This is a genomic window from Hahella sp. CCB-MM4 (genome assembly GCF_002260525.1).
In the GTDB taxonomy this organism is placed as follows: domain Bacteria; phylum Pseudomonadota; class Gammaproteobacteria; order Pseudomonadales; family Oleiphilaceae; genus Hahella.
The window spans coordinates 176242-187916 of sequence record NZ_MRYI01000007.1 but is presented as its reverse complement, the minus strand read 5'-3'; the positions used below and the strand labels follow the sequence as shown (position 1 = coordinate 187916).

General features: G+C 47.7%; 10 protein-coding genes. 8 read left to right on the top strand and 2 right to left on the bottom strand.

Annotation, left to right across the window (positions count from 1 at the left end):
• Positions 1 to 119: 119 nt before the first annotated feature.
• The 5 genes from BTA51_RS14635 to BTA51_RS14615 all read left to right on the top strand — a co-directional run bounded on the left by BTA51_RS14635 (position 120) and on the right by BTA51_RS14615 (position 4971).
• Positions 120 to 1361, top strand: coding sequence for a vWA domain-containing protein (locus BTA51_RS14635; RefSeq protein ID WP_246841045.1), 1242 nt, complete (start codon positions 120 to 122; stop codon positions 1359 to 1361).
• 218 nt (positions 1362 to 1579) lie between these two features.
• Positions 1580 to 2116: a hypothetical protein gene (locus tag BTA51_RS14630; RefSeq protein ID WP_094708439.1), complete on the top strand. Its 537-nt coding sequence runs from the start codon at positions 1580 to 1582 to the stop codon at positions 2114 to 2116.
• A 47-nt stretch (positions 2117 to 2163) separates the two neighbouring features.
• Complete coding sequence (locus BTA51_RS14625) at positions 2164 to 2685, top strand: hypothetical protein (RefSeq protein WP_094708437.1); 522 nt, start codon at positions 2164 to 2166, stop codon at positions 2683 to 2685.
• A gap of 275 nt (positions 2686 to 2960) precedes the next feature.
• Positions 2961 to 3869: a helix-turn-helix transcriptional regulator gene (locus tag BTA51_RS14620; protein WP_168188181.1), complete on the top strand. Its 909-nt coding sequence runs from the start codon at positions 2961 to 2963 to the stop codon at positions 3867 to 3869.
• Positions 3870 to 4020: 151 nt separating this feature from the next.
• Complete coding sequence (locus BTA51_RS14615; protein ID WP_246841044.1) at positions 4021 to 4971, top strand: LysR family transcriptional regulator; 951 nt, start codon at positions 4021 to 4023, stop codon at positions 4969 to 4971.
• Positions 4972 to 5120: 149 nt separating this feature from the next.
• Here BTA51_RS14615 and BTA51_RS14610 read toward each other — a convergent pair whose 3' ends face one another.
• The gene (locus BTA51_RS14610; protein WP_094708431.1) at positions 5121 to 6035 is read right to left on the bottom strand and encodes an AraC family transcriptional regulator; all 915 of its coding nucleotides are present in this window, start codon (positions 6033 to 6035) and stop codon (positions 5121 to 5123) included.
• A gap of 472 nt (positions 6036 to 6507) precedes the next feature.
• Here BTA51_RS14610 and BTA51_RS14605 point away from each other — a divergent pair, with 472 nt between their 5' ends.
• From BTA51_RS14605 to BTA51_RS14595, 3 genes are read left to right on the top strand one after another with little or no spacing between them, the layout of a single operon-like run.
• Positions 6508 to 7491, top strand: a complete 984-nt coding sequence (locus BTA51_RS14605; RefSeq protein WP_094708429.1) for a ferritin-like domain-containing protein — start codon at positions 6508 to 6510, stop codon at positions 7489 to 7491.
• A gap of 18 nt (positions 7492 to 7509) precedes the next feature.
• On the top strand, positions 7510 to 9585 hold the full coding sequence (locus tag BTA51_RS14600) for a LodA/GoxA family CTQ-dependent oxidase (RefSeq protein ID WP_168188180.1): 2076 nt from the start codon (positions 7510 to 7512) through the stop codon (positions 9583 to 9585).
• 13 nt (positions 9586 to 9598) lie between these two features.
• On the top strand, positions 9599 to 10735 hold the full coding sequence (locus BTA51_RS14595; protein ID WP_094708425.1) for an NAD(P)/FAD-dependent oxidoreductase: 1137 nt from the start codon (positions 9599 to 9601) through the stop codon (positions 10733 to 10735).
• A gap of 86 nt (positions 10736 to 10821) precedes the next feature.
• Here BTA51_RS14595 and BTA51_RS14590 read toward each other — a convergent pair whose 3' ends face one another.
• A complete protein-coding gene (locus BTA51_RS14590; RefSeq protein ID WP_094708423.1) occupies positions 10822 to 11412 on the bottom strand; it encodes an NADPH-dependent FMN reductase in 591 nt (196 codons plus the stop codon).
• Between the last annotated feature and the right edge of the window lie 263 nt (positions 11413 to 11675).

Sequence of the window (11675 nt, the reverse complement as noted above, 5' to 3'; positions counted from 1 at the left end):
TTATGTAAACTTTAGGTAAAACCTACTCTTGAACTTTTACATTGCGCTGCCTGATATTCAGTGAGTCATCTCCTTATCCTGATTTCATCAACAGAGAAGCAAATAATCAGGAGCCCGACATGATGATTTCCACTGTTTCCAGCAATCAAACATCCAAACCTTCTTCCAGCAATCAAACATCCAAGCCTTCGCCAAAGCTTTCTTTTCATAAGTCTCTTCTGGTGGCGGCGTTAGTTACCTCTCTGGGCTGCTCAGGTTACCTTTGGGCCGACAGCAGAAGCCCGCAAACCACACAGGCGCAACAAACTTTAGCCAACCCACCCAAAATTCAGGTCGCCATATTGCTTGATACCAGCAATAGCATGGACGGCCTGATCGATCAGACCCGCAACCAGCTTTGGGAGATGGTGGATGAGTTTTCCAAAGCCAAGCAAAACGGCATTACCCCAATTTTGGAAGTCGCAGTATTCGAATATGGAAATGACGGGTTGGCCTCGCAAAACGGCTTTATTCGCCAGGTAACCGGGCTCACCCAGGAGCTGGACCGGGTGTCTGAAGCCCTATTCTCACTGACGACCAACGGTGGAAGCGAGTACTGCGGATATGCAATTAAATCCGCGGTGAATGGATTGCAATGGAGTCAGTCTTCCTCGGATATGCGAGCCATTTTCATAGCGGGTAACGAGCCTTTCACACAAGGCCCAATCGCTTACACTCAGGCCATTAAAATTGCCAAGGAAAAAGACATCACGGTTAACACGATCTTCGCTGGGGATTATAACCAGGGGGGAGAAAACGGTTGGCGCCAGGGTGCGCTTCTGGCTGGCGGAAATTATATGAGCATCGATCAAAACCAGCAGGTCGCCCACATTGTGGCGCCTCAAGACCAGAAAATCGCAGAACTCAATAGCAAGCTCAATCAGACTTATGTCCCCTACGGCAGCGAAGGTGAAGAGGCTGCCAGTCGCCAGTATGAGCAAGACCAGAAAAGTAATGACATATCGCTGGGACTGTTGGCCAAGCGGGTTAAAAGCAAAGTTTCCTCACTTTACAACAATGCCAAGTGGGATCTGGTTGATGCCCTTGAATCAGGAGAAGTTGAACTGGAAGATCTGGATCAGGAAACCCTGCCGGCACCAATGGCCCAAATGAGCCCGGAACAAAAGAAAGACTTCATCGAGGAAAAGAAAACTGAGCGTCAGCAGCTACAGAATGAAATCAAAGCATTGACTGAAGCTCGTGCCGCCTACGTTGCGAAGGAAGAGAGTAAGCAGAGCGAACCCGAAGCCAACACCGTCAACGACGCCATGATGTCTTCCATACGTACGCAAGGAGAAAAGAAAGCGTTTGTGTTTGAATGAATCGCTACCTGCCTGATCTATTATGCCGCCATTGATGGGCGGCATAATCCTACATTCAACAACCTCACCGATAAACCTCGCAACATAATCGATACCCCTTTCCACCCGCTTCTCTCTAACATCTTATAACCGGTAGCAAGAGGAGTTAATCGGCTAATGGCGTACTGATCTGCCGGCAACAAGCTATTCATTCAAGGATACTTATAGGGATAAATATTATGAATTCAGCAGAGAGCTTCGCGATTTATTGTGAGACTGCCAACACTACTTCGTCAAAGAAAATGGAGTCAGGCAGCAACTTAAGGGTTTTCAACAAGACTAAAATAAATAGAGGTAATGATATCAGCCTTAGTGAAGACGGCACGACCATCTCGCTCACCAGAGGGTGTTTCCATATAACTGCCATGTCAATTGTCTCCTACGTGGATGAATTAGACATGGAGGACGGGATAACGAAATCACTTACAGTTTCTATATGTGAGAAGTCAAATGGAGGCTACTGCGCTATCTTCGAAAAAGGAACCATTATCGAGGCACCTTCTGATGCAGAAAAAGCCATAGCCGTTGGTACCGTATCCCACACAAGCACGGCACCCTCATTTATTGACACGATATTGAACGTTGAAGACATGATCCATATCCAGCTGATCCATCAAGCTGGGAACGTCGACAATAAAAATGTTTTTCTCACTGTGTCAGACGGAGAATCCGTCAATCGAATTTTTTCTCAAATAACCATTATCAAAATGAACTAACCACTCAATTTTTCAATGTGTATTCAGCAAAACATGGAGGAGAAAAAATGAGTAAAAACAAATCGGATATATTTCAATATGCATTCATTGAGAGCTGTACCGGCCGAGTACTGGGACTAATGCATATTCTCAAAGATGAGGTCGATCTGAATCCGGAAGTTGATGGTGCGTGGTCAACGAATAAATGCCTCAATACCATTCTGCTGGGTGGCATCAAATCCGGATTAAAGTTTTCATTTCCGGATCAGCGAAGCCACAACCTGGCATCAGGTTACGTAACATCGAAAGGGGAATTCGTTCCAAATGACGGCGAGATATACGGCTCATCTGATGGTAAGACTATCAACAAAGGCCGGGTTCTCGGCCAAATCAAAGGTTTTTCAAATGGCAACGAATTATATGTATTTACTTTTGAAACCGGCGATGTCGAGCCGCCCAGTATTGCCAGCTCAGTAACCACCTTATACAACGATGCGGAAAAGTGGGGTTCTGGTATCCTCCAGATTAGCGAGAATCATGAGGTACATCAGGATAAGTACACTTACGTGGGTGTTTGGACAAAAATATAGCCTACCCAGGCCATTTTCTGGTTATCCACACTAAAAAACCAATCCCGAAGAGATCATTCATACTGGAAACATTCATCCAAATTTCAAGAAACTAACCCCACCTCCAAGAGACTGTGGAGCTTTGATTTTTCACTGTGGAGCTTTGATTTCTCACTTATGTAGCCCGGCTAGTTTTCCCTACTAAGAGCGACACAGTCTCCCTTCTGAACTATATTAAAAACTACTCGACGTTTGAAATTACCAGACTCGTATTTGATGCAAATAAGGGAATGTTTGTGGCCATCAAAGTACCCACCGTCCGGCTTTGCGATCACGCAAAATTAGCTCTTATTTTTACGGCTACCTACATAGCATTGACCTTCCATATCCGGCGAATGCTGCTGGACGCCAACGGATTACAGGAACCTCCGCCGACCTTCCAGGAAAGCTTTGATTACCAATCGCTTGGCCCGCTAATCTCGATCCCTGTTCCTGCTGCTCTATGCGCACTGAATTTTTATCTCGTGTTTTTAATCGTCTGTTATGCGTCACGTGATCGCTATTCGTTCATAACCGCCTGTCTATGCTGGCTGGGATTGGCTACGCATATGGCCTGGACTACCTACACACTGGCTTTTTATGGAATCGTGTTACCCATTGCCAGAGTGTGGCCGTTGGCGACAGCCTTCTTTTTTGTCACCACAACAATTGCGGTGATATTTTCAATCTTCTACAACCGGTATCGGGAAAAGGTGGTGCTGTTAAATGAAATGGCTCAGAACATCGCGAAAGAAAAACAGGCGGGTAACGGCATAAACCATCATTCACTCAACACCACCCCCAATTCAGCGCCTTTGGTTAACAGGGATAAACAATTTATTTCCCGCATAGAAGCAGTACTTATGGATGGAATCCAGGAGCCCGATTTCAACGTTGATAGAATGGCCCAAAAATTAGCACTGGAGCGAAGCACTCTTTTTCGCAAGACCCAACAACACTTTAACACCTCTCCCAGTGAACTGATTACACAGTCACGGCTTGCGTGGGCAAAGAGGTTACTGGAGGAAGATGGAGGCACAGTGACAGAAATCGCTCTGACGGTTGGATATAACAGCAGCGCCCACTTTTCCTATAGCTTTAAGAAAAAATTCAATTGCACCCCTTCTGCGTACCGGAAGCGAATCGTTCAAACGAATGCAAGTTAGCCAAAATTTAAAGTGCTTCGCAAATTCCTTCCTGGAGTATCGTGCAAGATTTGAGGAGTATCCACATACCCACTCTTCACTGATTCGTTGAACAATAGAAACCATGGAATAAACAGATTTCAACGTTGAGGTGATTATGCGAAGTCAGGACATGAACCTAATATTCGTTTTCAACGCAATCATGACAGAGAGGTCAATTACCCGCGCCAGTGACCGTTTGGGAATGACACAGCCCGCGGTTTCCAATATCGTCTCCAGAATGCGGCTTTTGTGGAACGATCCAATGTTTATCAAAAAAGGCCGCACCATCGAGCCAACCGCCTTTGCAAAAAGCCTTTGGGAACAGGTTAAGTTGCCCTTGTCTGATCTCAATAACGCGCTTGATGTCAGAGAGTTTCACCCAGCAACATCAAAACGAAAATTCAAAATAGCCATCCGGGATGCTGTCGCAGATATGGTATGGCTTGAGCTTTCCAAGCAATTGACAGAGATCGCTCCAGGTGTGGATCTTTATGCTGTTCCCTATACGCTCGAAGATGCTTCCAATCAACTCAGGGAGGCAACTATAGATCTGGCAGTGGGCAAGCTTTCAGGGCATGACAACAGCATTCGGAGTCATTGGTTGTTTGACAGTGACTATGTATTGCTCATGAGAGAAGATCATCCTTTGGCTAACAAGCCGATTCAGCTTGAGGACTTCATACAAGCCAGACATTTAATGGTTTCATTCTCAGGAAATTCTTCAGGCGTGGTTGATCAGACATTGAGCGAGCAAGGACATGCAAGACGTGTCAGCCTAACGGTCAATCACTTTGCCATTGTTCCAGAGCTGCTTAGGAATTCCGATATGATCGCCACCATACCAAGAATCGCTACCGGAGGCTTAGGGTATGAGGACGGGATCCGACAAACCGACCTACCTTTCAAAATGGAGCCTGCGAGTATTTGTCTGGCTTGGCATACTCGTGATGATAGAGACCCCGGTTCAATCTGGATGCGAAACCTCATCAGCGAAGTTATCAAGGAGCGCTGGCAGCTCTGTAGCGTCTGCCATAGTGGTGCATCAACAAAGGATAAAAAGCACATCAGAGTGGCAGCGTAGACTTCAGTTCATATAATTTTAAATTAGTAATATTATATAGTTACAACTCTTTTCTAGAATCAACACTAAAAAGGAGGCGCTATATCTGCGACCTCCTTCTTATGACTTGTATCACACCGAATGACTTCTATCTCGCCGTATGACTTGCATCACACCGAGCTTGAAGCGTCTGCAAAAGTCGGTTGAGCCAGGAGATTGGCGATATCCTGTTTTGGGGGGGCACCAAACAACCGCTTGTATTCGCGACTGAATTGGGATGGGCTTTCATAACCTACCGCATGACCGGCAGTCGCCGCATCCATGGACTCAGTAAAGATAAGCTGCCTGGCGTGCTGCAACCGAAGTTGCTTCTGATAGTTCAACGGGCTCATATTGGTAATGGCTTTAAAGTGCTGGTGCAACGAAGAAGAACTCATGCCGGCGACACTTGCCAACTCCATAATGCTGAACGGCTTATCAAAATTCTTCTTCAGCCAGTCAATGGCCCGATTCACTTGTCGCATTCGGCTTTCTCCCTGAGCGATATGCCATAACAGCGAGGCCTGATCACTCTTTAACATGCGATAAAGAATCTCTTTTTCCACCAAAGGAGCAAGAACAGGGATGGCTTCAGGGTCTTCCACAAGACGGACGTAACGAATGGCCGCGTCAAGCAGCTCTTCGGTAATGGGGGCCACTTTGATACCCGGACCAACCTCATTATTTCTTGGAAAATCCGAATTGAGCTCGGTAATAATACTGCTGAGTAATTTGGTATTAATGTCCAGACGCAGACAAAGGTAGGGTTCTTCGGGAGTCGCCTTCAACACCTGTCCGATAACAGGGACATCCACCGACACCGCCAAAAATTGAGAAGGATTATATTCAAAGGTTTTGTCGCCGAGTACTACCGATTTATGTCCTTGAGCAGCGATACCTATTGACGGTTCCTGTACTACAAACATCTTACAACTGGGAGCATTCAACCTGATCAATGAGAGTCGGGGAACATCGGTGTCGGTAGCTCCCTCTTTCGTTGTATTCCTGCTAATCAGTTGCTTGAGTTCATCGATCTTGTCGAACACTATTTCACTCCAAATAATGCAATAACTTAAGATAGCGATTGCTGTCGAGAGTGAGAAGAATTATCACCCTTGTTTACTGCCCTTCCGTAGTATCAGGCAATCATTCCAAAGGATCGTGCAAGAAGAAACTCAAATAGTTAACCTTCGCAAGACTACCGAACAGGTTCCAACCCCCTACCTTTCTTTCGTCGACCTTTCTTTCGCCAGCCTTCCCCGCTCACTTTTCCTTTGCCCTCCTCTTTCGATGGATTTTTGGCATATCTCAACTATAACTATGATGTTGCTCAAAAAGCAGACAAAGGCAACAGCAGGAATTCGAGTCTACTAAAAGCAAAATCCCTCCTTTGTACACAGGGAAAGGTAATCACATGCTTTATCGAACGGAAATAGCCACCTGATTTCAGCGCGTCGAACTCGCGCAATTACTCAAAGAATAGCGGATCAAACTCACTCATTTACAAGGACGAGTCTAATGAAAATAGAACACCATGAATGGGCTCTGGAACATCTGGACACCCATTTGCAAGCTGCTGTGGATCTTGAATTGTGGACTATCCCCTTCTACATGTCCGCCATGTATTCGATTAAGGACCGCAATTCCACCGCCTATCAGTTAATACGAACCATCGTGAACCAGGAAATGCTGCACCTACAATGTGCCGCCAATATGGCCAACGCCTATGGTTTGTCGCCCAAAATCAACACTCCGGTATATGAGGGAACCTATATCCCCCATCTGAACTTCAGCCTTGACCCACCTGAATCCACCAAGCCCTATAAGCCTTATACGGCCGAAATTGGGCCTCTCGATGAACTGCACATCAATGCCATGTGCCTGGTGGAGATTCCGGAGTTTGATACCACCAAAAAAGAAATCATTCTTCAATCAAGAATCGAAGAATATGGCAGCATCGGCGCGTTTTACGAAGCACTGCGTTTTGGCGCTTACCTGCTAAGAGGAAAGATCAAGGGAGGCGTGAGACAGGTAGACTACTTCTCAAGCTTTTATCGCAACATGCCCGACATGATCGTGACCCAATCAGGTGCGAAAGGCTTTGATCAGGTGGGACTCTTGATAGACCTCATTACCGATCAGGGCGAGGGCCAATGCAAAGTCGATGAAACGATTCCCAGTGTCTTCCAGAATACGGCCGATGATATTGAGCCCGCCCAGGATCACTTCACCAAGTTCAATCAGATCAAAACCGAAGGTGGAGACAATGGGGCTCTCTTGCCCGAAACTTTCCCTACCAAACCGTGCAGCGAATACACGAACGAAGACAAGCAGCTGGAAAAAATTCTGATCGATCAATTCACTCAACTTACCTCTCTTCTTGAAGGGCTGTTCAGCGGGGAAAATCCCGACAATTTCTTCCCGATAATGGCCAGTGTCGGAGGAGCAATTCGCAATTGCTGGGAGCATGGAGTTACCCCCAAATACAGCTACGCCAACTAATTGAAGGGATGATCAATCATGAACAAGAAAACCGTTTTCAGGGTACACCCTACAGTGAATTTTGCCCGCTTTGGCACTAGCGAAGAGTACATTCTTTCTCCTGAGACCAGTGCCGGGCTTCCGCAAAAAGGAACAGATGTCACAGGTGGCTTACCCATTAAAAAAGGCACCGAGAACACCCCCGTATCCAGCAAAGACCTTCGTGATGATGAGGGTAATTTGAAGAAGCAGGCAGCAAGATTTCGCATATTTGCCTACGAAACCGACGGGACCACGGCTTATCCAGGGGGCGACGGTATTGAAGTCACTCTGGGAACCAGGCTGCCAGACGGCAGAGTCGTGAAAGATCTTGTCTGGTCCTGCCATCTGGCGAATAAAAAAGCCGCCGCCTACAACGTTGTAAACAACAAAGGAATCGAGGCGTATGCTGACGGCCAGGTTCCTCAATTACGAAACCCTGAAGTGCATGGCACAATCGATTCCGACTACCGGTTAAACCGCCTGATGATCGATGCCGGCCCCAGAGCCATCAGGGCTAAATCCCGGGAACTGGCGAACTTTAACCAATGTTCCCAGGCTTCCTGCATAGGGGATAACGGAAAAATAGAACCCCTGCCCGATTACCCGATCCGATTCCCCGATGACACCAATGACGAACTGTTTGAGCCAAGTGGGCCATTGGACACTCTGGGCCAAATCCTGACGGATGACAAAGGAAGACTACTGGTCCTGGCAGCCTCCGGAAACGCGGTCGGACAATATGATGAATACGGCGTACCGATCCAGATGACCGGAGACCTGAACAATGTGGGCTGGTTCGACTCTGCCTCAGACGGCCCGGTGAAAGTGACCCTCATCTTCGAGGATGACAGCACTGAAGAAGCGTTTGGCGCTTGGGTTGTCTGTGGTGACCCGGCTTATGCTCCCCAAATTCGCAATGTCGTTTCGGTATGGGATGACGTCTACAACATGTTTGTCCGCGATCTGGATTTACAACCGGACCTTTACGGCAAACCGGACGGTGAGGTGGAAAAGAAATATAACCCTCACTACACCCCGAACTTTACCCAGGATATACAGCCGGTCTTTATTGCCTGCAATCTACAGAGATGGACAGCCAATCTGCCGCCGTTGGCGCTACAGGCTCACTCTGCGGTGGAATCGATCAATGAGGATGACGACCCCAATAAAACCATCATGGCGGCCCTCAACTTCATTCGAAATCCGAATGCTGACGAGACCAATATCGGAACGCCGCTGATGCCTTTATCCCTGGGCGCTGCCGGGACTTCCTTCCTGACGGTGACCAAAACCCAGTATTTTCTACTCGAACAGTGGAGCAAAGGAAAATTCGACAAAGGAGACCCTGGAAAACTGGGACCTGGCGAAATCCTCGACATGGCATCCATGTCCAACTGTCTTGGAGGGCGCTATGTACCCGGCATTGAAGTCAGCTACACGATCATGGAAAAGGACATTTATATACAGGATTGGAAGACCAGCGGCGCCGGTCCTTTCCGGATCAAACATTATCCTCTGACCTATCAAGGACTGCAGAAAGACACCCCGTATTTGAGCAGCGGATGGATTCCCTTGCATGACATGACGGATGGGCTGCAACCGGGAGATGTTTCCAAGTTCATGGCCATCCCATGGCAGACGGACTACAACTCTTGCTCCATTCATGCCACGGCCATCAATACCGATGGAGTCAATGAGAGCAACGGCTCAGTAACGACTCTATACTGGTCCTGGCCCTCACAACGGCCAGACGCAGTCTATGTGGCAGAAGAGGTGTACAACAACGTGTTGCCGATGCAAAAATGGTCGATTCGCGGTCCAGGCACCTATGCCGTTAATCCAGCCTCCGCCGCAACCTTCCAGGACCCGCTGCAGTCAGTGACGGACTGGGACAAAATTGGCATCATCGTTCAGGGAACGAATGTCGACAGCGATTCCCAAACCTACTCTCCAGAACTGTATCTTGAGGTACAAAGTCAACTGACCAATCCTGGAGATGCCACGGACCCCGTACCGGGCTGGCCGTTCAATGCCAATCCATCCAAGAAAAAAAGAGGTTGCCCACACAAATAAAGTCCACTCAATAATGATTGATACAACTTACGATGTGGTGATACTTGGAGGTGGCCCCGCCGGACTGGCGGCGGCCATCGCCATTCGCAACCGAACCCAGGCTTCAGTGTTAGTGGTGGAGCGCCAGGCACCAGGTGAAGAACGGGTGGGAGAAAACTGCCCTCCGGAAACCATGCTACTGCTGAAACAACTGGGCATCGCCAAAGACTTCTATCAGTCGGGACACGAAACCTGTCCGGGCTATGCTTCCGTATGGGGGCGTGCCGATGTCGGCTATAACGATTTCATCGTCAACCCAATGGGCCCCTCATGGCGCCTGAACCGACAGTTATTCGATAAAATGCTGGCGGATAACGCAGAAAAATGCGGAGCGCGAATAAGCTGGACAACTCAGTTTATTGATGCACAAACTCAGAACGAAGAGGACTACCCCCACACCCTTTATCTTGCCCACACATCCCACAAAAACCAAATTCAGGTCAAAGCCCGCTTTGTGGTTGACGCTACCGGTTTTAAGGCGCGATTTGCCCACACCCGAAACATCCAGAAACAGGTAGACGACCAGCTGTTTGCTATCGTGCGGTTTGCTCAGGTCAAACAAGGGAAAGGAGTCAAACAAATTCAACTGGAAGCCACACCCGAGGGTTGGTATTACCAGGCTCTGCTTCCCGACAGCAAAGTCGTCAGCATGATCGTCACCGGGAAAGACTCCCTTTATGCACTTAGGGAGGATCATTACCTGGCATTTGAAAATGCGCTGGCAGCAACCACCTTTGTGGGACCCAGTATTTCCAAACTCCAACTTGAATCACACAGTTATCTCACCTGCCCCATTTACTCGGGTCTTCTACCCAAGGCTGAGGAGGACAACTGGATCGCGATCGGGGATGCAGCATTAAGTTTTGATCCCATTGCCGCGCAGGGAATATACAAAGCCTTGAGCCATGGCCTGATGGCGGCCGATAAAGTAGCCGCCTTTTTCGCGAAAGATCGCTCGTACACCTCCCCCTTCAGCGAAAAAGTCTTACAGCAATACGATATATATTGTCAGAACCGAGCCCATGTTTACGGCTTGGAGCGACGTTGGCTCAATTCAGAGTTTTGGCAACAAAGGAGCGGTGATTCAAGAAAACAATATGGCTATATTTGAGATTGACCATTTTTTCCTCAGAACCTTTACCTGCAAGGGGCTTCCGCCTACCTACAATGCCTCCCGGTTCATGGAAGCCTCCCGCGTTATGCGTCCTCCATCTCCCGCAAGATCGCTTCGAGGCTGATCTTGGGACAAACCGCATTTTGAATATAATCGATGAGACTCCTGGCAGATCTGCGAATCAGGTCCTCCACATGTTGATCCACACAATTCCCATCGGCATCGAAGGCCAGCTGTACTTTGGGGATCGATACAGCAAGAGGCAGTGGAACAGCTCCAACATGAGCACAGATTGCCCGCAATTGTTCGGTAGATTTAATCGCCCCGATAACGCCCGAAGCGACTCCGAGTATAGAGACCGGCTTGCCCGATAGTTTGCTGGGGAAACCGAGATTGTCGATCGCCAATTTCATTGGGCTGCTGATACCACCATGGTATTCTGGAGATGCCATTAAAACACCTGTAGCATCTGCAACTGTTTGCTGAAAATTTGCCACAGCATCAGGATCTTTTGCCGGCATACCAGGTAGAGGCAATGCCAAAGGGACTAAATCAATTGAAGTTACTTCCAGTCCGGAACTTTTCCTGAGTTCGTCTTCTGCAATTTTCAATGCCTTTGCAGTGAAATTCCCCGGCCGAACACTTCCGCAAATAGTGACTATCTTGATTGTCATGCCAGAATCCTCCAATCGAGTTACGAATACTTAAGAATTTACTTTAATTTTAATATTTCTCTTTTATTACATATTGTTATAGAGACTATTTAAAGTTGTGCGTTAATTTCAAAGTCTCAATTAAGCGCCCTACCGTTACAGCATAGCTGAGTGACTATTATTCAATTTAGACCACTAAGCCAAAAAAGGTGGCTTCATGGAGACTTCCTCCAGCCAACACCCTCTCATGGCGAAAGACTGCTTGCAGGCAAATAAATCAGTAT